Below are 20,172 nucleotides of genomic sequence, written 5' to 3' on the forward strand. Positions count from 1 at the left end.
GAGCCAAAGCCTTGGTAGGAAAAAATCTAGCTTTGGCAATGGGCGGTGTGGCAACAGGGATCTTGGCCGGCCTTTTGGGTATCGGCGGCGGCACGATCCTGGTGCCCTTGCAGGTCAGCTTGGGGATCCCGCCGCTGCAGGCGGTTGCCACGAGCAACTTTTCCATGCTCCTCACCTCCCTCGCAGGCAGCTTCCAAAACTGGCGCAGGGGAATGCTGGATCCCAAGCGGGTAATTCTGCTGGGGATCCCGGCTCTGTTCACAGCCCAAGGGGGGGCAATCCTTGCCAGTCACCTGCCCGGCTATCTGTTACTAGCGGCCTTTGGGGTGCTGTTGCTAGCGAACATTTACCTGGTGGAGCTGGGCAAAACCGCGGTCGCCCACGCCCAAGGGTTGGGGAGGCCAGGTGCTGCGGCCGGCAGGACGAAGTCCCCCGATGCAGGGAAACTCGGCAACCGCTCTGCTATTAGGATCCCGATGCCTCCCTGGCTGGCCCGCATCCTGACCGGAGGCGCTGCCGGCTTGTTGGCGGGGCTTTTCGGCATTGGCGGTGGCATTATCCTGGTACCGCTGCAGATCCTGCTGTTGGGGGAAGCCCTCAAGGTGGCCATCCAAACCAGCTTGGGTGTGATTGGGATTACAGCCGCTGCTGCCACCTTCGGCCATGCTGGCCTGGGCGATTGGATGGCGAACGCCCTGGGCTTTGGGGAGGGCACCCTCCGCCAGAACGTGCTCTGGATTCCCGGCCTCATCTTGGGGATGGGGGGATTAGCCGGCGTTCAGGTCAGCACCCGCCTCTTGCCCAGATTGCCCGAGGCAGTGGTCAGGCTACTGTTGCGCAGCTTTCTGGCCCTGGTTTCTCTCTACGTTTTTTGGCAGGCCTGGCAAAGTTACGAATAAACCGGATTGCCTTGGCCAAGCAGATCCCTGTAGTTCTGCTTGCTGAGGTCATGGACAGGGTAGCTGCCAAAAAGTTTGAGGATCTCGGCAATGGCCTCCAAGGCCGCAATGACCTCATCAGGCAGATAGGGTTGGCCGACCGGGTTTTCCAGATCGACAAAGAAGACGTAGGTTCCCGCCGATTTCTTGGTGGGGCGGGACTCAATGCGCGACATGTTCAGGCCCCGCTCGGCAAAAACTTGCAGCGGCTTCAGCAGCGCTCCTGGCACATTGTGGGGCAGGCTAAAGGCCAGGGAAGTGTGGGATCCCCCCGGTGAAGATCCGCAGCGGCCCACCACCCAAAAGCGGGTGGAATTGTCCGGGTGGTCGTTGATTGGGCAGGCCAAGACCGGCAGTTGGTAAAGCTCTGCAGCCCGCTCTGAGGCGACGACAGCAGCTTTGGGCTGGCTTTGCAGCCGCTCCAGTTCTTCGGTGGTGGAGCGGGTTGGGATCAAGGTGGCCTGCGGCAGGTGGGATCGCAACCAAGCCTGACATTGGGCCAAAGCTTGCGGGTGGGAGTAGACCTGCTCAATCTGCTCTAGCCGGGAGGCACAGCTGATGAGGGCATGGCGAATTGGCAGAATGAGCGCCTGGCGAATGCTTAGCCCTTCCAGTTGCCAGAGGGCATCTAGGGTCATCGAGACGCCGCCCTCGACGGAGTTTTCTACCGGCACCACTGCCCAGGCCTGCTCGCCGGCAGCCACCGCTTCCAAGCAGGCGCTAATGGTGGGGTAGGGCACCAAGGGGTGGGATCCCTGGCTGTGGAGGTGGGGCTGCTCGGGACAGGCCAGCAGGGCGGCTAGCTCCGTATAGGTTCCGGCAGGGCCTAGAAAAGCCACTGGCGCAGACGAGACGATGGAGTCCATCCCTTCAGCTTTCTTGTTCAGAATTGCTGTCGGCTAGCTCTAACTCTACCGTCTTGGCGTTGCGCAGCTGCAGGGGGCAGTCAGGTTCTGGACAGAGAGGATTGGCCGCCACCCGCTCCATGGCCTTGGTCACTTCCAGGCGAATTTGCCTCTGCAACTCCTGATCCGCCTGGATAGCCTCTAGGGTGTATATAGAGCCTTCAAAACTAGTAGTGTAGCGGGGCTGGAGGTTGTTGAGGGCCAGCGCAGCGGCATCGTGACAGAATCTTTCGCACAAGCAGTAGCGCTGCTGGCTTTCCATGAGCAGCAGCTCATTCACCATCTCCAGAACAGCCCGCTCCATCTGATTTTCCAGTTTCTTCAGAGGTTTGCGTGCTTCCATGGGTGGGATCCCCTCGCCGTTGTTTTCGTTGTCTTAAAAGTCTTATAAAGGCTTAAGGCCGCTGCCAACCTCTCTGGAAAAGTTGCCGCTCTTTGGCTGGGAAATAAAATAACTTCTCCCGCTTTCCTTCCTTCACATAGAGATGGGACTCGGGACTTGTGTTCCCAGTTTCGGGAGCGCTTGCACTAACGTACCCCAAAGCAACGCGGTTATCAACTTGCGTCTCAAAGGGTCTGGGGGGGGAAGAACTAGTCGCCCGGCCAGGGAAGTCCGACCCTAGATTCCCGGGTCAGCCTCCTGCTGCAACCCTGCCTTAGAGCCTTGCAAGAAGCCGGCCATACTAAGCCTATACTAAGCCTCCCCTTCCAGCGGCTGGGAGTGTCACTCTATCTCTAGGGGACTGGCGTCTCCTGCGCTACAGCCCCCAACCCGTCGTCCTAGACTGCTACTGGAGGATTGCTATGACCATACGGGTAGCCATCAATGGATTTGGTCGCATTGGCCGCTCGTTTTTGCGAGCGCTGCTCTCCCAGCCAGAGCGGGGGCTGGAGGTGGTAGCGGTTAACGATCTAACCGAGCCGGAAAATCTGGCTTACCTACTCCAATTTGACTCTGCCTACGGCCGCCTGCCCCAGACGGTGAGCGTTGCCGATGGCCACCTGCACGTCGGCAGCCACAAGATCCGAGTTCTGGCAGAACGGGATCCGGCGCAACTGCCCTGGAAAGATCTGGGCGTCGAACTGGTAATAGAGTCCACTGGCCTGTTTACCAAGCGGGAGGGAGCAGCCAAGCACCTGGAGGCTGGCGCCAAAAAGGTGATCATCTCTGCTCCTGCCAAGGGTGCCGACCTAACAGTGGTGATAGGGGTCAACGACGACCAGTACGACCCCGAGCGGCATCACATCGTCTCCAACGCCTCCTGTACCACCAACTGTCTGGCGCCGCTGGCCAAGGTCTTGCTGGATCGCTTTGGCATCGAGACGGGCTTTCTCACCACTTGCCATGCCTACACTGCCACCCAGGCCATTGTGGATCGCCCGGATCCCAAGGACTATCGCCGGGGCCGCTCGGCGGCGGTGTCGATTGTGCCTTCCACAACAGGGGCAGCTACGGCAGTTGCCGAGGTCTTGCCTGCCCTGAAAGGGAAGATGGACGGCCTAGCGCTGCGGGTGCCCACCCTAACCGGCTCGATCGTGGACTTTGTGGTGCGCACCGAACGGCCCATTACCAAAGAGGCGGTTAACCAAGCTTTTGTCGAGGCTTCTGAGGGGCCGATGCGCGGGATCCTGGCCATTGCCCCGCCGCACATTGTCTCGGCAGATATCATCGGCGATCCCCACTCTTCAATTGTGGATCTGGAGTCGACGATGACGCTAGGGGATCGCACAGTGAAGGTGCTCTCCTGGTACGACAACGAATACGGCTACGCCTCGCGGCTGGTGGATCTGGCAGCCAAAATGGCGGCTGCACTGTAGAGCTTTAGTCCCAGCCTAGGTCGGTGCGCTCGAGCCAGGAGCTATCCAGGGCAGCCAGCGCCTCGGCTGCAGCTATGCCGGTTTCCGGGTGGCGCCAGTGGGGATTGATTTCGCACAGGGGGGCCAGGACGAAGGGGCGCTCCATCATGCGAGGGTGGGGCAGGGTCAGGGCGGGGCTGTTGAGAATCCAATTGCCCATGGCCAGCAGATCCAAGTCCAGCGTTCTGGCCTCCCAGTGTATGCGCCGCACCCGCCCTGCTTCCTGCTCGATGGCCAGCAGCGCCCTGAGCAACTCCAGGGGGGATTGGTAAGGCGGAAAGGGATCCAGGGCCACCACGGCGTTGAGGTAGTCGGGCTGGCCCGGCGGCCCTCCTTGGGCGGGGCTGCGGTAGAGGCTGGAGCGGGCCACCACCTCTCCCAGACGCGGCAACTTCTGCATGGCCGTGCGCAACTGCTGCAGCGGATCCCCGAGGTTGCTCCCCAGAGCTATGTAGGCCAGGTCAGGCTTCATGGAGGGGTGGAGCGACGGCGGACGATCTCCACGTACACATCGTCAAACAGCCCTGGCAGGGGGGCTTGCGGCTTGTGCACCCGCACCGTCAGGGCTTCCACCTGGGGATAGCTCTGCCACAGCCGCTCGGCAATCCGGTCTGCCAACGTCTCAATCAACCGGTAGCGCTGCTGGGTCACCTCTTCCCGCACTGCCTCGTACACCTGGGCGTAGTCCACGGTGTGGGCCAAGTCATCCTCTTGGGGAACCAAGGCAAGCTGCAGCTCCACATCCACTACAAAGCGCGCCCCCAACAGGGCCTCCTCAGGACGATAGCCGTGGTGGGCATGGAAGCTAAGACCCCGCAGCACCAGCCTAGCTTGGCTCACCGTGCAGCCCTTCCCAAGCCGCTAGAGCGGAGACATGGGCGGGGACGTTGTGCGCCCGCACCAGGGTAGCGCCCCGGCTGGCGGCAAAGAGATGTACGGCTACGCTGGCGCTATCCCGCTCTTTGGGCACAGCAATGCCGGAAAGCTGGCCGACAAAACTTTTGCGCGAGGCTCCCACCAAAACGGGGTAGCCATAGGCCACTAGCCGCGGCAGGGCTCTGAGGAGGGCAATGTTCTGCTCGGCGGTTTTGGCAAAGCCCAGGCCAGGATCCAAAATGACACTGGGCACACCGGCTGCCAGAGCCCGCTCCGCTTGGTCCTTGAGAAAACCAAAAACTTCTCCCTCAAGGTCGTCGTAGTCGGTGAGCTGCTGCATGGTGCGCGGCTCTCCCCGCATGTGCATGATGACCGCTGGAGCCCCCTTCTCGGCACACACCTGCATCATCTGTGGATCCCGCAGCCCGGTGACATCGTTGATGATGTGTGCCCCCGCTGCCAGAGCAGCAGCAGCCACCTCTGCTCGCCGTGTATCGACGCTGAGGAGAATTCCGGATCCTTCTAGAGCCCGAATCACGGGCAAAACCCGGTCGCACTCCACCTCTACCGGCACCGGCTCCGCCCCCGGCCGGGTAGACTCGCCGCCGATATCCACAATCAGAGCTCCCGCTGCTGCCATGGCCTTGGCCGCTTGCACGGCTGCCTCCGCGGATCCCCACTGGCCGCCGTCGCTGAAGCTATCGGGGGTTACATTGAGTACCCCCATCACCGCCACTCCCCGCCAAGAAAGACGGTACCCCTCCTCTGTCCGTTCCGCTCCAGGCAGGGGACGCCGGGAGATCAAGCTAGTAACGCCCATAACTCTTGTAAGCTACTTCGCTGTCAGAGCGGCTGCCCAAGAGGGAGGAAGTGCGAGCCTAGCTGAATTCCCTTGCTCTGTTGGGACGCAGACTGCTTGGAGTGGCACGGCATCTGGGTGTATCCGTCCTAGTAGGGGGATTGAGAGGGGACATCACCTGAGGTTGACAAGGAGGGATCCGCTGCCAGCCAAAGAGTAGCTTCAGCAGAGGAATCCCTCCCGCGTGAGCTAGAACATAATGTCGTCTTCCGAACGACCCCAGATGCACCAGATGATGGAAGCAAAAATTGCCAGGTAAACCCAGGCCATTGGCCCGTATTGCAGCAGGTCCATCAATGCGTCCCTTAAAGCAATTGTTTATCTAGTCCAATTATTGTGATGCTTCGTTACAGCGTCAACGGCTTTCTCAGGAAAGGGCCCCTAGACATGGAAGCGGAAGAGCATTACATCTCCTTCCTGAACCACGTAGTCTCTGCCCTCGCTGCGCACCAGACCCTTCTCCCGAGCAGCACTCAGGGATCCCGCTGCCACTAGATCCTCATACGCTATCGTTTCCGCCCGGATAAAGCCCCGCTCAAAATCCGAGTGAATGACCCCCGCCGCCTGGGGAGCAGTGGCACCGGCAGGGATTGTCCAGGCGCGGGTTTCTTTGGGACCAGAGGTAAAGTAGGTGCGCAGGCCCAACAGCTCGTAGGTGGCGCGGATCAAGGATTTCAGCCCCCCTTCTTTCACCCCCAGCGACTCTAGATAAGCCTGTCGCTCTTCAGGCGGCAGCTCCACCAATTCCGCCTCCACCTGGGCCGAGACCACCACCACACGCGCCTCCTCTGCCTGGGCCACTTGCCGCACCTGCTCTACCCAGTCGTTGCCAGTGGCTAGCTCCGTTTCTGCCACGTTGGCGGCGTAGATCACCTTCTTGCGGGTGAGCAGCCCCAGCCCTTTGATGGCGACCTCCTCCTCTGCGCTAAGGGGCACCAGGCGAGCCGGCTTGCCCTCGTCTAGAGCAGCCTGCAGCTTCTCCAGGGCCTGCAGCTCTACTTGAGCCGTTTTGTCAGACTTGGCCTGCTTGCGCACCCGTTCCAAGCGTCGCTCAATCTGGGCCAGATCCGCTAGAGCCAGCTCTAGGTTAATCACCCCTATGTCTCGCACGGGATCCACCGAGCCAGCCACGTGGACAATGTTCTCGTCTTTAAAGCAGCGCACCACATGCACGATGGCGTCCACCTGGCGGATGTGGGAGAGAAATTGGTTGCCCAAGCCCTCCCCCTTGCTGGCACCAGCCACCAGCCCGGCAATATCGACAAACTCGATTTGGGCGGGAACAATGGCCGCCGAGCCACTGATCTTAGCCAGCACCTCCAGGCGCTCGTCTGGCACGGCCACCCGTCCGATGTTGGGCTCGATGGTACAGAAAGGAAAGTTGGCCGCCTCCGCTTTGGCATTTTCGCAGAGAGCGTTGAATAGAGTCGATTTGCCCACATTGGGCAGGCCGACAATTCCAGCTCTAAGCATTGAGAGTGGGAGGGAAAAAGTCCGTTGCGAAACTTTACTTTGACGTTAGCATTTGTCGCCTCCGGCTAGTGCGCCTACCCAGAGGGCAGCTCCGCGGCAAGCTGGGCAAGGTTCCTCAGACCCGTTCCAAAAAGACCACTCCCTCTACATGGCCTGTCTGGGGAAAGAAGTCAGCAGCTCGCCATTGGGTTAGGCGGTAGGATCCCTCGGCCATGAGGATTTGCAGGTCGCGCGCCAAGGTGGCAGGATGACAGCTAATGTAAACGATCTGCCGGGGCCGTTGCTGCTTTAGGATCTCAAGCACCTGCCGCTCGCAGCCCCGCCGCGGCGGATCCAACACCACAACATCGGCAGGAGGCAGAGTCGGCAAAACCGCTTCTACTGCGCCCTGGAAAAACTGGGCCGAAGTGATGCCGTTGAACTGGGCATTGTAGCGGGCCTGGGCCACCGCCGCGGGCAGGACTTCCACCCCCATCGCCCGTTTGGCCCGCTGGGCCAAGAGCAGGGTTAGGGTGCCGATGCCACAGTAGGCATCTAGAACGGTCTCCTCGCCGCGCAGATGGAGCTGATCCACTATCCAGGTAAAAAAGGCCTCCGCCTGCTCTGTGTTGACCTGGAAGAAGGAGGTGCTATCAATCCAAAAGGAAAGACCGGCCAGTTCTTCCCGCAGGGATCCCCGTCCAGCAATGACCTCCGTTTGCTGGCCAAAGATGACGTTGGTGCGGGCTGGGTTGAGGTTGAGGCAGACCCCCACCAAGTCGGGGTAGCGCTGCATCCAGCGTTTGGCCCACCTTTCCAGGTGAGGTAGGTCGCGGCTGCAACTCACTAGAGTGAGAAGCACCTCGCGGGTGCGGCGGCCAATGCGCAGGCCCAGATGGCGCAACTGGCCTTGGTGGCGGCTTTCGTCGTACACACTCCAGCCGGTTTCCTGCAGATCCCGCTTGATTTCCCTCAGGAACACGTCCAGTCGCTCGTCCTGGACAGGGCACTGGTTGAGGTTTACCAAGCGGTGGCTGCCCCGTCGGTAGTAGCCCATGCGCAGCGGCTGGCCCTCTGCTTTGGCAATGGGGTAGGTGACCTTGTTGCGGTAGCGCAGCGGCTGCGGGGATCCCAAAATGGGGACGGGCTCCGGCAAGGAAAGGCCGCCAATCCGCTCTAGCGCGTTGCGGAGAATTTGCTGCTTGGTGGCCAACTGCTGCTCGTAGCTGACGTGCTGCCACTGGCAGCCACCGCACTTGTCGGCAACAATGCAGGCTGGACGCACTCGGTGCGGCGAGGGAGTAACGAGCGAGCGAATTCGCCCGACCAGGTAGTTGCGCTTGATCTCGAGAACCTGGGCCACCACCTGATCCCCGGGCACGCCTTGGGCTACAAACACCACCCGTCCCCGCCCGTAGCCAAGCGTGTGGGCAATGCCATCTCCTTCGGGAGTTAGGTCGGTGATCTCCAGGGATAGGAGATCCCCTGGCTTGATGGGATCAGGGGCCAGCAAGGGGATTGGCTGCTCCATGGAAGAAGGTGGGGCACTCCAAATACCACTGAACTTTTTCGGAAATGGGTTAGCAACAGCTTTTTACTCCCCTTCTGGAGAGGCGTGCTCTCACCTCCCATCCCCTCTCTCCGAGGAAAAGGGGAGATTTGATGAGGGGGGATGTGAGTCAATCGTGGGTGAGACAATCCAATCGATACGCAAGAAAATCTGGCAACCGAGACAGAATAAACAGAGTAATCCCAGAAAACGCAAGGACGAAACTCTATTGTGGCATTGGCTGGAACGCCTGGCTTGGGAAGGGATCCGCTGGAACTCCATTTTGCTCGCTGTGGAGCGGATTGAGGCTGGCTCCCCAAACGGCCCCCAAAAGCAAGGTCATCAACAGGTGAAGGCGGCCATCCAAGATCACCACGTCCACTATCCCGGCAGCAAAAAACGCTGTTAGGGCCAGCAGCATGCCCAGAAGGAGCCCGTCCTGGGAACAACGCCAGGCTCGCCAGCCCCGCGCCAAGATCCAGCCCCACAAGGCAAGATAGCCCAGCAGCAGAGGGATCCCGCCTTCCGCCGCCAAGTGCAAGTACAAGTTGTGGCAGTGGCCCAGCAACTCAGGCGGGTCCTGGGCATTGTAGAGGGCAGGAAAGCTCTGCCAGCCCCAGCCGGTCAGGGGCCGCTCCCGCACCATCTGCAGGGCAAAGCGCCAGGCATCGAGGCGGTTGGCGGTTGAGCTAAAGTGGGGGGCCTGGGGATCCCAGGTGTCCGCCAGACGGCTCCAAATCAACGAAGGCACAACTGCCCGCCAGCCAGGCCAATCCAAAGCCGCCGCCAAGCTGGCTAGCCCCAGGCCGGCCAAGAGGGCGATCCCCCACCAACAGCGCCGCAGCACCAACCCAATGAGTAGAGCCAATCCCCCTGCCCCCCAGCCGCTGCGGGAGGCTGTCAGCAGCAACAGCAGAGATCCCAGCCCCAGCATCGCCACTAGCCCTGCTCGGGTGAGGCGGGATCGAGTTACCCCCCACAGCCCTGCCGCCAAGCACAGGTGGATCACTAGGTAAATGGCCAGGAGGTTGGGGGAGGTAAAGGCCGCTGCCGGTCGCTCCCCGCCAGCCACTCCCGTAATCCAGAGCGGCCCCAAGAAGAGATGGCCCTGCCACCCCCACAGGACCTCTCCCCAGCCCAAGAGCAGCATCAGCCCACTGCCCAGCACCAACACCTGCGCTAGGCGCCGGCGACTTTCAGGATCGGCCAGCGCTGCCCCAAAGGCCGGCAGCATCAGCAGAAAGGGCCAGTAGTTAAACATCCCCGGCAAGCTCAGCCGCCAGTCTTCCCCCAGCAGCGCCGTTGCCACTGCCGCCGCGCTCAGCAGGCCCGCCAAGCCCAACAAGGGATCCCGCCGGATCTGCTCCCAGTAGCGGCCATAGCTCTGCACCGTCCCCACCGCCGCCAGCAACAGACTAGGGGCCAGGTTGACTGGGATCAGGGCCGCCGACCCCAACAGCCAGCCCTGAGGTTGCGAAGGCCGGGGATCCGGCAACAGGTCTTTAGAGGCAACTGAGGCAGAGAAATTACTCATCGTCGATGGGGATCCCCGCTCGTACCCGCCCCTGGCCAAAGTAGCGGCCAAACTGCAGCTCGTAGACCTCGTCTTCGTCTTGGGTTTCCACCCACAGCTCGGAGCGGGCATAGCCCACGCACAGCAGCCCGTAGCCCTGCTCCTTCAGCTCCCGCGAGATCCCCATTGCCTCCGGCTGGTAGAGGGATCCCCGCCGGATCCGCACCGCACAGGTGGTGCAGGCACCGTTGCGACAGGCAAAGGGAAGCTGGATCCCTTGGGCTTCGGCAGCCTCCAGGATATATTGGTCGGCGGGCACCTGGATGAGATAGTGGGCGTCTTTCTGGCGGTCGTGGATGTGAACCGGGTAGGAACGCATGGAGGAGCAAGATGAGGAGACTTCTCCATGATCCCACAAGACTTGAGGGGAGTTGGGCTACTTTCCAGCTCCGTAGGATAAGCTGAAGGCAGGGCGCCCAGGAGAGCAGCCTGTGCTAGAAACCCCTAATTCCCCCATGCCCTCAGAGGAAAAACTGCCAGCCACCTTCTCGGCTGAAGTTTTTCACAAGCTCCTCGAGAGCAATACGGAAACTCGCCCCTGGGGCAGCTTTACGGTGCTGGACGAGGGCCCTGGCTACAAAATCAAGCGGATTGTGGTGCTGCCCAAGCGTCGTCTTAGCTTGCAGATGCACTACCACCGCAGCGAACACTGGATCGTCGTTGCCGGCACCGCCAAAGTAACCTGCGGCAACGAAGAGCGGCTGATCACCACCAACCAGTCTACCTACGTGCCCCCCTGCACCAAGCACCGCCTGGAAAACCCCGGTGTCATCCCGTTGGTGATCATCGAGGTGCAAAACGGCCAGTACCTGGGCGAAGACGACATTGTCCGCTTCAGCGACGACTACGCCCGTGCTACCGGTGAGCAAGCGACTGCCTCCTGAGCAGGCCCCCTAGAAAGGGGAAAAGGCCATCAACAGCAGGGCACCAAGCAAGCCCAGTGCCACCTGCACCGCCTGCCCAAAAGGAGGGTGGCTGGTCACCACTTCGCCATAGCGGCTCTGGAAGCGGGACAGATCCAGATAGGGAGCCACCCCCCGCCGGAACCACCCGACCACTGTTCCCTCTTTGCCGATCAGCCCTGCGGCCTGCCTGGCCCCAAACAGGAAGTTGCCCAGTGGCCCAAAGCGGGAAGCGTAGCGCAAGAACATCATCCCCGTCTCATCCTGGAACTTGAGGTCGGCGCCAAGGCGATAGCCCGGATTCCCCCGCCCAATTACCCGCCCCTGCAACTGCATTGGCAACCCGCGCAAGGGGCTGGTGTAGGGGTTGCTCAGCGCCTTCAACACCGTCAACGCCGGCGGGTTCTCCAAGCTGGGGTACATCACTGGCATCTTCAGCAGCAGGCCCAGGCTGGCTCCCGCCAGGGCCAGGCCGGCAAACATGCCGTAAGATCCTGCCTGTAGAGCTGGGATCCCAAGCCCCATTCCCAAGATTGCTCCCAGCCACTCGGCATTCAACAGCAGCATGTCTAGGAGGAAACTGCCATAGAGCTGCTGGCGGTTGAGCTGCTTGCCTTGGGCCACCACGCTGGCCATATCGAACTCCACCGGCAGATCCAGTTGCTCGGCATAGGTGGCTAGCGCCCGCACCCGCTTGCCGGTGAGGGGATGGGTGGAGTTCAGCTCCATCCACCAGGCCCAGGGGTTAAACAGATCCCACAAAAACACCCTGCCCACCTGGCTGGGATCCGAAGCAAGCCGGTAGGCTGTCCCCACCGTCCCTGCTGCCTTGGCGTCGTAGATCCCCAAGGCCCGCATCCCCTCCAACAGGCGGGTGCTGCGCCGACGAGTTTCCTCGTCCTGCTCCCGCTCTCCCTCCTGAACAATGCCCAAGGCAATTTTCACCAGAGCCCGTGCAAGGGCATTGGGGTTGCCGGTGGTTTCGGCAGCAAAGTAATCGGCAAAGTACTCCCGCACCCGCGACAGATACAGCACCAAATAGGAGCCAGCCACGTAGAAGAGGTAGGCCACCAGCGCCAGGAAAGCCAGGTTTTTCCCCCCTCTGCGGTTACGGCCCTCACTGCTCCCGCGATCGCGCACATAGACATAGAGAAGGTAGAGGAGCTGCAATAGCGTGGAAGCTAGGGTCATGACAGCGAAATCCCAGTGGATAACATGCCCCAGCTCGTGGGCATAGACCGTGGCCACCTCTTCATCTTCCAGGTAGGTAAATAGGCCCTCGCTGACAACAATGCGGGCGTTATTGGGCAGGCTGCCATAGGTGAAGGTGGTGGGGTTTTGATCGGGGATCAGACCCAGCTTCGGCTGCTTTAGCTTGTGCTGCCGGCAGACGCGTTCAATCACCTCCGCGCTTTCGGGGCTGCGGCGCTCAATTTCCCCCAAGCTCACCCACTGGGTGCCGTAGAGGCTCTGCTGGATCCAGTCCATCACCCAGGGGGACAATAAAGAAGACTAGGGCGTTGAAGGCCAGGGCAAGCAAAACGGCGAGAAGGAAAGAGCCGAAAGAGAGCCCTCCTTCCAGGGTGCCGAAAACAGCCAGGGCCAGCACAAACACCATGCCAAACAATAGGCCTAGGGTCAGGCCTGCGGCCACTGTCAGGTTGCCGGCAAAGCTGGCCAAAACCAGCGCCACCCCCCCTTGGGGAGCGCGATAGTTGCGTTTTGCCTGGCCGGTTTTGCGGCCTGAGGCGGCGGGATCCAAATCAGCCAAGGTGCGGCTAGGGCTGAAACAGTAGCGGCTTAGCCAAATGCTCAGCAGGCGCAGCTCATAGGGGCTAAGACTCTTCAGAGGTTCCAGCCACAGAGATGCTTCCACTGACAGCGTCACCGTGGAGACAGCGCTGGGGTTGCGAAACAAGGTGGGCAGTAGGGGGCAGCACCTCCTCTTTTTGCCCAGAAGTGAGGCCGTGAAAACCCAAGACTGCCTGGCGCACCACGCTGGAGGGTTGGGGCAGGTCGGCAGTGAGCAACTGGCGGTCTAGGACAAAGCAGTAGTGGCTGAGATCTGGCTGCAGAGTCCCTTCTGTGGCTAGCCCTGGCCCCAGTCTCACCTGCGTCTTCCAGTCAGCCTGCTGCTGACCCATAGGGCGACTGTAGAGAGCTAAGCGCTTGACTTGGGGGTAGCGGCTAGCTACAGCCTTCCGGAACCAAGCGGTTAGCTGCTCGTAGTTGAGGGCAGCATGGGCAGGGCGATTGAGCATGACCACCAAAGCATAGTCCCCAGGGCTGTCTTGGAGGGGCTGGGCCTTGACTTGGACTCTCAGGCGCAGATCGGCCAGGGCCCTCTCCAGCCAGTGCGCCACTTCCTGCTCGTTCATAGTCATCTCCCGCAGTAGGGGGTTGACGTTCTCCTCAGCCCTGAAAGGCGGGGATTCTCCCCCTACTTGCTGTGCTACACAGCGTGCGGCTTGTACCGCAAGATCTCAACCAGTGTCCGTTTGTCCTAGGTCTAGAGGATCACCAGCGGTGGGCTGCGCTTGCCGCTGAAGAGGAGTGGCAGATGGGCTCTTCCCCTGCACCCGGTAGGAGCAATGCTGCCAGGGCGGTTTGGCCTCGGGTCGCCGGCACTGGCGCCACGATCTACTGAAGTGCCCAGTTTGAGCTTGCAGACGGTGTCCACGGCCAGGGTTGACGGGCTGAGTTGGTAACAACAGGTGCCTTATCCCCCTCCCAGCGGCAGCACTGCTCCACTAGGTCGGAGAGCAACCTAAGCAAAGCTCAGCCTTAGAAGTTTTTGGCTACACAATCGAGCGCTGTCCCTCGGGGCTAATGCCAATGATGGTGAGCTGGCAATCGAGCAGCTTAAAGCCGTATTTTTCCGCCACCTTTTGGCTGATGCTGAGGATGGCATTGTTTTTAAACTCAATGACCTTGTTGGTTTTAATGCAAACCAAATGGTGGTGGTGGCGGGGAGCCGGATGGTTGATCTCGTAGTGTTTGTGACCTTCCGTCAGCTCCAGCTCCCGCAAAATGCCCATGCGTGTCATTAGCTTGACAGTGCGGTAGATAGTGGAGAGGCTAACTTTATGGCCTTCTTCCTGCAACTTCTTGTGCAGCTCCTCGGCACTCAGGTGAGTCCCCTCGGGTAGGTTTTGAAAGGTCTGTAGGATAATCTCCCGTTGCCGAGTGGCTCGCCAGCCCCTCGCGTTTAGCTCCGCCTTGAAAGCTTCTTCCGTATAGACCATGACCCTGCCCCTCCACTCCTAGGCAACGCGGCCGTGACCGTCAATAAGTTCTGTAATTGATAATAGCTTCTGATAGCTTCCCTAAGAGCCCTGCCAGCGGTTTTCCCTCCTGGAGCAGTTGCAGCGTCTGGTCTAGCTTGTCCCCCTAGGATGAGCTAGCCTACTCTTGCAGCATCTTGCTGGCGGCAAGTTTGGGCTACCATGCTCAGGAAAAGGCCTGTCCTAGCAGTGTTGGCAAGTATTGAGGAAGGCAGAAAAAGATGCGCTTTGAGCAGCCCAAAACCTATTCCATTTCTCTAACTGGCTGGGGTTTTTGGCTGGGATCCCTGGCCGTGGCAGCTTTGCTAACCGGCCTCGGCCTGGGCTGGCTGATGGTTGGCTTGGTAGCCCTGCTTTTGTTTTTGCTCTCTCTACCGCTGTTGGTGCTGCTGGCCTTCCGCTGGTGGGCCCGCCGCTGGATTACGACAGATCGCTGCCCGGTCTGTGGGTCAGAGGCGCAAGCTCTTGAAGGCAGCCACTTCTTTTGTCCCAGTTGTGGCGAGCCCCTGTTTGTTGCCGATGGATACTTCCACCGGCAAACGCCCCCTGGCACCATCGACGTGGAGTTTGGGGAAGAGAGCAGCTGGGAGTTACCCAGCTGAAGGATTTATCCTCGCGGCGCTTTGAGGGTTGATGAGCCGGTGGAGACGCGGAGTAAGAGCAGGGGTTGGGCTGCTCTCAGCAGCAGGGCTTTGGCTAGGGGCGCTGCCCTCTTCGCCGGGATCCCTACAACCTCAGGTGCAAATCCATCTAGCGCAGTTAGCTAGGCGGGGGTTTTCGCCTAGGGGGCAGGGGGTTTGGCTGCAAAGAGGCGACCAAGTTTTGGGGCAGCACCAGGGATCCACCCCTCTGCCGGCCGCCTCGCTGACCAAGGTGGCCACTACCCTGGCTGCTTTGCAGCAGCTTGGCCCGCAGCACCGCTTTGTTACCACCTGGTTGGCCACTGGCCCCCTAACCGCTAAGGGAGTTTTGCAGGGGGATCTCTGGGTTTTGGGAGGAGGGGATCCCTTCTTCGTGTGGGAAGAGGCCTTCTTGGTGGGCAACGCCCTCAACGCCCGGGGGATCCGCCAAGTGCGCGGGGATCTGGTGGTGGTAGGCCGCTTTTACATGAACTTTTCCCTGGATGTAGCCCGCTCGGGAGCTCTGCTGCAGCGGGGGCTGGATGCGCGGCGCTGGCCGCCAGAAGCCCAGATCCAGTTTCAAACCTTGCCTCCCGGCACACCCAAGCCCCAGGTGGAGATCTTGGGCTCGGTGCGGATTGCCCAGCAAATCCCAGCTAACGCCCAAGTTTTGCTCAGACATGAGTCGCCCCCCCTTATTCACTTGCTCAAGCTGATGAATCTCTACAGCAACAACTCCATGGCCGAGATGTTGGCCACGGCGGTGGGGGGAGCAGACCAGGTGGCTCAACTGGCCCGTGAGGCCGCAGGGATCCCGCCTGCCGAGCTACAGCTAGTTAACGGCTCGGGGTTGGGAGTGGAAAACCGCATTTCTCCACGGGCCAGTGTGGCTTTGTTTCAGGCAATCCAACTGCTTCTGGAAAAGCAAGGGCTTTCTCTAGCCGATGCTTTTGCTGTCGTCGGCCAAGATGGGGGAGTGTTGGAGCGGCGGCTGTTGCCGGAGGGGATGATTGCCAAATCCGGCACCCTCAGCGGCATCAGCACCTTGGCGGGAGTCTTGCCAACCGAAAGGGGGGACATTTGGTTTGCCCTGATGAACAACGGCGCCCCTTTGGCTGACTTGCGTGCCTGGCAGGAACAATTTCTCAGCCAGCTCCAGTCCCAATACGGAGCCCCCGCCACCTTGCCTGAGCGTTGGAGGGAGGGAAGATCCCACTAGGCTTGAGCTTCCACGCCGCAGCGAGTCAGTTTCAGCCAGGGGGATCGCTTTGACACTGGGGCGTACAGGAGTCGAACCTGTGTAAGGCAAATTATGAGTTTGCTGCCTAAACCGCTCGGCCAACGCCCCTTCTCTCTCTACTTTAGCGCCCCTAGCTCTATTTCGATCCTCCCCGCCCAGAGCCTTGCAGCGCCAGCTGACTCTGACCTACTCCTCTTCCTCCATCTCGAAGTCCTCGACGAAGTCGTCGCCGATCAAGTCGTCAATCTCCTCGAGATCGTCGTCTAGGGTAATCTCAGGAACTTCAATTGGCTGTTCCAGCAAGCGACCTTCCTGGCGTAGCCAGTCCAAGATAGAGAGGCCGCCCTTGGAGGGCAGGAGCACCGGAGGTTGATCCCGCGGCTCCTCCCGCAGAGAAGGGTTGTGGTAGTACATACTGTCCAGGCAAAGGGAAAAAATCGAAACTGCTCCCCTCAAGCGGGGAGGTGAGTCTGGCTAGCGGCTATTTCTTAGCTTAGCCTAGGCATGCCAGGCCTGCAAAAAGCGCTGCAGCACCCGCTCCAACTGGATGGCTCGCGCTGCTTTAAATAGCAGCCGATCCCCCGCCTGCACCTGGTGCAGCAAGATTTCCAATAGGGTTGATTCGTCCCTACAGCGCTCTACCTGAGCCGCTGGCCTCTGCTCAACGAGCGGCTGCATTTCCCCCTCGGGATCCAAAAGCAAAAGCCGCTCCAACCCCAAAGGGGCAGCAGCGCGCCCCACCTCTGCGTAAAGGTAAGGGGCATGATCCCCCAGCTCCCGCATGGGGCCGAGAATGGCCCAGCGCCGTTTTCCGGGGGTTTGGGCCAGAAGCTGGAGAGCCGCGATCATGGCCTCTGGCGAGGCGTTATAGGTCTCATCCCAAATTTCCACATCTCCTGCCAGCTTGAGGTGGCGGTTACGCCCCTCCAGGGGCGTGGGCAAGAGGATAGGCTCTCGCAGGCGTTCCCAATCCAACCCCAAGCTGCGCACAGCGGCCAGCACCCCCATCCAGTTGAGGGCATGGTGCCTGCCTGGCAGGGGCACTGGCAAGGTCAAGCCCTCCACGGTAACCGTCTGCGCCTGCGGATCCCACTGCCCTCGCAGCTCACCCTGGTCAAGGCCGTAGGTGAGGGTTGGCCCCGACCACACCCTGGCGGCAGTGGCCAGCAGCAAGGGATCCTCACCGTTGAGCAGAGCCACTCCCCCTTGGCCCAGCTCTTGCAGCAGCTCGCACTTGGCGGCGGCAATGGCCTCGCGGGATCCCAGTCTGCCGATGTGGGCAGTGCCGATATGGGTAATCAAGGCGTGGGTAGGCTGAGCCGTCTGGGCCAGGCGGCGAATTTCGCCGGGGCCGCGCATGGCCATTTCCAGCACGGCAAACTGGTGCTCAGGTCGCATCTGCAGCAGTGTCTGGGCCACGCCGATGTCGTTGTTGTAGTTGGCTTCGCTCTTGAGAACGCTGCCGTAGCGGGAGAGGGCAGCCGCCAGCATTTCCTTGGTCGTGGTCTTGCCCACTGAGCCGGTGATGGCCACCACAGGAATGGCAAACTGCTCCCGCCAGGCTCTGGCTAGGCGCTGGTAGGCAGCTAGGGTATCTGGAACCCGAAAGTGAGGTGCAGCCACCGGCTGCTGGCTGATGACAGCAATGGCCCCTTTGCTCATGGCGTGGGGAATGAAATCGTGCCCGTCAAAGCGCTCTCCCTTGAGGGCAACAAAGATCGACCCGGGCTGCAAGCGGCGGCTGTCGGTGCAGAGGGTCTGAACCGGCCAGCTCAACAGCTGGGGATCCCCCTGCAGAGGGGTTTGCAGCAGCTCGGCCACAGCTTGTAACGTCAGCATGGGGGTCAATGAGTTGAGCCTGGCTATCGCGTAGGATAGCCAAAAGAAGGCTCACCTGCTTCTCCAACCAAGTTAGCTAGGCTGCTGGCATCCGCAGGTGTTGCACGAGCGCCTGTAGTCCTAGCAAGTAGCTATGGGCCCCAAATCCGCTGATTTGCCCAAGGGCTACAGCCGCGATGTAGGAGTGCTGGCGGAAAGGCTCGCGGCGGTAGATGTTGCTTAGGTGAACTTCTACAGTAGGCAATCCCACAGCGGCAATGGCATCGCGCAGAGCAATGCTGGTGTGAGTATAGGCGCCTGGGTTGATCAAAATGCCGGCATGCTGCTGGCGAGCGCGGTGAATGGCGTCGATGAGCACTCCCTCATGGTTGGACTGGAGGATCTCCAGCTTTACCCCCAGCAGCTCTGCTTGCCGATGCAGAGCCTGATCCACCTGCTCCAGGGAAACTGAGCCGTAGATGCTGACCTCCCGCTCCCCCAGCAGGTTGAGGTTGGGGCCGTGCAACACCAAGATGCTCAAAAGCTCGCCGCTGGTGGCTAGGGCGGTCGGATTAACGACGACGAGGGGATCCATTTTCTACCGGAATGGGTGCAGGTTGGGGCTGAGGACTTCCCAGCAAAGCGTCAATGACACGTTCCACCCACTCGCGGATCTTTTCGAGAACCTTTTCTACCCAATCCATCCGACCTGCCTCGTAGGAGTTACAAAGCTCTCGGGGGAGTTTAACCCGTGGACTTCCATGATAGCGCTTCTTTCCAAGAAACAGGGAAATGCCCTAGTGGAGAGCACCTAAAAGCAGAATGTCCACGGCCAGCAGGGCCCCAGCAAAGGCTAGTAGGCTGCGCACGATCTGGCGTTCTTGCTTGGAGCGATGGGATCCCCCCAGCCGCAGCCAGCGCAGGGACTTGGGAAAGCGGTAGAGCATACAGAAAGCTCCTCGAGCCACTTGGGGAGTGTTGACGCTACAAATAATCATGCCCCATTCTCCAAGTGGCCGATCCCACCTAACTTCCCTTCGCTGGGGGGGAAGCTGGGCTGCGGTGGCCAATTCCCTTTGGAGTGATTTTCTGTCGATGACCACTCCCCTAGCCCAAGCCGAAACGGTTTTTCAGCGCTGCTGGGATCACTGGCAACCGCTGGCCAAGCGTCCCGACCTGCAGCCGGAGCTGAAGGCTCTGTCTGCTCTGCGCAGGCGACTGAGGGCGCGGTTATTTTCCATTGCCGTGTTTGGGCTGGTCAACCGCGGCAAGTCAGCAGTCGTGAATGCCCTAGTTGGCGAGGCTCGGCTGGAAGTGGGGCCCCTAAATGGCGTGACTCAAAAGCCGCAATCGCTGCTGTGGCGACCGGGGCCAGGGATCCCTTGGCAAGTGCGGCTCATCGATACGCCTGGCTTAAACGAGGTCAACGGAGAAGCGCGCGAGCAGTTGGCCTGGGAGGTGGCCCGGGCGGCGGATTTGATCCTGTTTGTAATCGCCGGCGACTTGACCCAGCTGGAGTACCAGGCGCTACTGGAGTTGCGCACCCTGCACAAGCCCCTCCTGCTGGTGTTGAATAAGTGCGATCTCTACTCGGAGGCGGAGCTGCAGGCAATTCGCGAACAAATTAGCCGCCACCTGGGCTGGGTGTCGCCGCAGGAGATCCTGACAGTGTCCGCTTGCCCAAAACCCCAGAAAGTCCGCACCCACTGGCCAGATGGCCGCGTCACCCTGGACTGGGAGCGACCTGCCCCCCAGATCGAAGCTCTGCAAGGCCAAATTGTGGAGATTTTGCAGACGGAGGCGGAGTCCCTCCTGGCCCTCAATGGGCTGAAGCGGCTGGAGCGCCTCCAGGCTCAGCTTTGGCAAAAGCAGTGGCAGTATCACGCCCGCCATCTGGAGCAGTGGGGTACAGCCTGCGCCCTTGGCAAGGGGGTTGCCGTGGGCTTAGCGCCCCTGGGCTTGGATCTGCTGCTTGCGCCCCTCCTGGATAGTCTGTGGCTGTTGGGCTTGGGGATGCGGCTGCGCCTGCCCTGGGGATCCCTCCGCAGGGCTCTAGAGGACTTGGGGCGACCGCTGCTGCTTAATAGCACGCTGCTGCTGTTGGCCGAAGGGCTGGGCACCTGGCTGGGGGGCAGTTGGGGCAACAGCCTCCTAGGGGGAGTCGTGGCAGGGGCAAGCCTATACCGTCTGGGATCCCTGACGCCACCCCTGCTGAGCCGCTGGGTCAGCGAAGGGTTTGGCCTGGGGGCCGTCCTGCGGGATCTCGTGGGCAGCAAAGAGCTAGCTGCCAAGGTCTAGG

At 60.7% G+C, this 20,172-nt stretch carries 24 protein-coding genes and 1 tRNA gene; 6 read left to right on the forward strand and 19 right to left on the reverse strand.

Translation table 11 applies throughout. The features are described from left to right. Window positions 1-38 precede the first annotated feature (38 nt). Window positions 39-899 (forward strand): sulfite exporter TauE/SafE family protein, encoded by an 861-nt coding sequence (locus NW808_RS00135; protein ID WP_414419920.1) that lies wholly within the window; start codon window positions 39-41, stop codon window positions 897-899. On the opposite strand, the gene pheA is transcribed toward NW808_RS00135, so the two are convergent. Then, window positions 890-1,804: a prephenate dehydratase gene (gene pheA / locus NW808_RS00140; protein ID WP_414419879.1), complete on the reverse strand. Its 915-nt coding sequence runs from the start codon at window positions 1,802-1,804 to the stop codon at window positions 890-892. The genes NW808_RS00135 and pheA overlap by 10 nt on opposite strands. Window positions 1,805-1,808: 4 nt before the next feature. After that, window positions 1,809-2,186, reverse strand: a complete 378-nt coding sequence (locus tag NW808_RS00145) for a late competence development ComFB family protein (protein ID WP_414419880.1) — start codon at window positions 2,184-2,186, stop codon at window positions 1,809-1,811. Window positions 2,187-2,647: 461 nt separating this feature from the next. On the opposite strand from NW808_RS00145, the gene gap reads away from it, so the two are divergent. After that, entirely contained in the window at window positions 2,648-3,661 is a 1,014-nt protein-coding gene (gene gap / locus NW808_RS00150; RefSeq protein ID WP_414419881.1) for a type I glyceraldehyde-3-phosphate dehydrogenase, read from the forward strand. Window positions 3,662-3,665: 4 nt separating this feature from the next. Here gap and folK read toward each other — a convergent pair whose 3' ends face one another. From folK to NW808_RS00185, 7 genes are all read right to left on the reverse strand, one after another. Further along, complete coding sequence (gene folK, locus NW808_RS00155; RefSeq protein ID WP_414419882.1) at window positions 3,666-4,172, reverse strand: 2-amino-4-hydroxy-6-hydroxymethyldihydropteridine diphosphokinase; 507 nt, start codon at window positions 4,170-4,172, stop codon at window positions 3,666-3,668. After that, window positions 4,169-4,540: a dihydroneopterin aldolase gene (folB, locus tag NW808_RS00160; RefSeq protein WP_414419883.1), complete on the reverse strand. Its 372-nt coding sequence runs from the start codon at window positions 4,538-4,540 to the stop codon at window positions 4,169-4,171. The genes folK and folB overlap by 4 nt, the downstream gene beginning before the upstream one ends. Next, a complete protein-coding gene (gene folP, locus NW808_RS00165) occupies window positions 4,527-5,396 on the reverse strand; it encodes a dihydropteroate synthase (protein WP_414419884.1) in 870 nt (289 codons plus the stop codon). Before folP ends, folB begins: the two co-directional genes overlap by 14 nt. Window positions 5,397-5,816: 420 nt before the next feature. Beyond that, complete coding sequence (gene ychF / locus NW808_RS00170; protein ID WP_414410427.1) at window positions 5,817-6,908, reverse strand: redox-regulated ATPase YchF; 1,092 nt, start codon at window positions 6,906-6,908, stop codon at window positions 5,817-5,819. A gap of 115 nt (window positions 6,909-7,023) precedes the next feature. Further along, the gene (rlmD, locus tag NW808_RS00175) at window positions 7,024-8,418 is read right to left on the reverse strand and encodes a 23S rRNA (uracil(1939)-C(5))-methyltransferase RlmD (protein ID WP_414419885.1); all 1,395 of its coding nucleotides are present in this window, start codon (window positions 8,416-8,418) and stop codon (window positions 7,024-7,026) included. Window positions 8,419-8,662: 244 nt separating this feature from the next. Beyond that, window positions 8,663-9,970 (reverse strand): O-antigen ligase family protein, encoded by a 1,308-nt coding sequence (locus NW808_RS00180; RefSeq protein WP_414419886.1) that lies wholly within the window; start codon window positions 9,968-9,970, stop codon window positions 8,663-8,665. Continuing rightward, a complete protein-coding gene (locus NW808_RS00185; protein ID WP_414395836.1) occupies window positions 9,963-10,328 on the reverse strand; it encodes a 2Fe-2S iron-sulfur cluster-binding protein in 366 nt (121 codons plus the stop codon). Before NW808_RS00185 ends, NW808_RS00180 begins: the two co-directional genes overlap by 8 nt. A 112-nt stretch (window positions 10,329-10,440) precedes the next feature. On the opposite strand from NW808_RS00185, the gene NW808_RS00190 reads away from it, so the two are divergent. Then, entirely contained in the window at window positions 10,441-10,893 is a 453-nt protein-coding gene (locus NW808_RS00190; protein ID WP_414395834.1) for a phosphomannose isomerase type II C-terminal cupin domain, read from the forward strand. Window positions 10,894-10,902: 9 nt separating this feature from the next. On the opposite strand, the gene NW808_RS00195 is transcribed toward NW808_RS00190, so the two are convergent. The 4 genes from NW808_RS00195 to NW808_RS00210 all read right to left on the reverse strand — a co-directional run bounded on the left by NW808_RS00195 (window position 10,903) and on the right by NW808_RS00210 (window position 14,156). Then, complete coding sequence (locus NW808_RS00195) at window positions 10,903-12,399, reverse strand: M48 family metalloprotease (RefSeq protein ID WP_414419887.1); 1,497 nt, start codon at window positions 12,397-12,399, stop codon at window positions 10,903-10,905. Then, a complete protein-coding gene (locus tag NW808_RS00200) occupies window positions 12,341-12,787 on the reverse strand; it encodes a hypothetical protein (RefSeq protein WP_414419888.1) in 447 nt (148 codons plus the stop codon). Before NW808_RS00200 ends, NW808_RS00195 begins: the two co-directional genes overlap by 59 nt. Further along, entirely contained in the window at window positions 12,747-13,289 is a 543-nt protein-coding gene (locus NW808_RS00205) for a hypothetical protein (protein WP_414419889.1), read from the reverse strand. Before NW808_RS00205 ends, NW808_RS00200 begins: the two co-directional genes overlap by 41 nt. A gap of 420 nt (window positions 13,290-13,709) precedes the next feature. Further along, entirely contained in the window at window positions 13,710-14,156 is a 447-nt protein-coding gene (locus tag NW808_RS00210) for a Fur family transcriptional regulator (protein WP_414395828.1), read from the reverse strand. Between the two features lie 260 nt (window positions 14,157-14,416). Between NW808_RS00210 and NW808_RS00215 the strand changes: the two genes are divergently transcribed. Both NW808_RS00215 and NW808_RS00220 read left to right on the forward strand, forming a co-directional pair. After that, window positions 14,417-14,797 (forward strand): hypothetical protein, encoded by a 381-nt coding sequence (locus tag NW808_RS00215; RefSeq protein ID WP_414419890.1) that lies wholly within the window; start codon window positions 14,417-14,419, stop codon window positions 14,795-14,797. Between the two features lie 31 nt (window positions 14,798-14,828). Continuing rightward, entirely contained in the window at window positions 14,829-16,034 is a 1,206-nt protein-coding gene (locus NW808_RS00220; protein WP_414419891.1) for a D-alanyl-D-alanine carboxypeptidase/D-alanyl-D-alanine-endopeptidase, read from the forward strand. Window positions 16,035-16,090: 56 nt separating this feature from the next. Here the strand turns inward: NW808_RS00220 and NW808_RS00225 are convergent. The 6 genes from NW808_RS00225 to NW808_RS00250 form a co-directional block, all read right to left on the reverse strand. Continuing rightward, window positions 16,091-16,163, reverse strand: a tRNA-Ile gene (locus NW808_RS00225). 78 nt (window positions 16,164-16,241) lie between these two features. Continuing rightward, entirely contained in the window at window positions 16,242-16,469 is a 228-nt protein-coding gene (locus NW808_RS00230; RefSeq protein ID WP_414419892.1) for a DUF3134 family protein, read from the reverse strand. Window positions 16,470-16,553: 84 nt separating this feature from the next. Then, window positions 16,554-17,894: a UDP-N-acetylmuramoyl-tripeptide--D-alanyl-D-alanine ligase gene (locus NW808_RS00235; RefSeq protein WP_414419893.1), complete on the reverse strand. Its 1,341-nt coding sequence runs from the start codon at window positions 17,892-17,894 to the stop codon at window positions 16,554-16,556. Between the two features lie 76 nt (window positions 17,895-17,970). Beyond that, window positions 17,971-18,468 carry a type II 3-dehydroquinate dehydratase gene (aroQ, locus tag NW808_RS00240; protein WP_414405828.1) on the reverse strand — a complete coding sequence of 166 codons (498 nt, stop codon included), beginning with the start codon at window positions 18,466-18,468 and terminating at the stop codon, window positions 17,971-17,973. After that, the gene (locus NW808_RS00245) at window positions 18,446-18,577 is read right to left on the reverse strand and encodes a hypothetical protein (RefSeq protein WP_414395819.1); all 132 of its coding nucleotides are present in this window, start codon (window positions 18,575-18,577) and stop codon (window positions 18,446-18,448) included. Before NW808_RS00245 ends, aroQ begins: the two co-directional genes overlap by 23 nt. Window positions 18,578-18,670: 93 nt before the next feature. Further along, window positions 18,671-18,871 carry a hypothetical protein gene (locus tag NW808_RS00250; protein WP_414405827.1) on the reverse strand — a complete coding sequence of 67 codons (201 nt, stop codon included), beginning with the start codon at window positions 18,869-18,871 and terminating at the stop codon, window positions 18,671-18,673. A gap of 97 nt (window positions 18,872-18,968) precedes the next feature. Here NW808_RS00250 and NW808_RS00255 point away from each other — a divergent pair, with 97 nt between their 5' ends. Next, window positions 18,969-20,171, forward strand: a complete 1,203-nt coding sequence (locus NW808_RS00255) for an Era-like GTP-binding protein (RefSeq protein ID WP_414419894.1) — start codon at window positions 18,969-18,971, stop codon at window positions 20,169-20,171. Window position 20,172: the final 1 nt, after the last annotated feature.

Source organism: Synechococcus sp. W70.1, assembly GCF_047461515.1.
Lineage (GTDB): Bacteria > Cyanobacteriota > Cyanobacteriia > Thermostichales > Thermostichaceae > Thermostichus.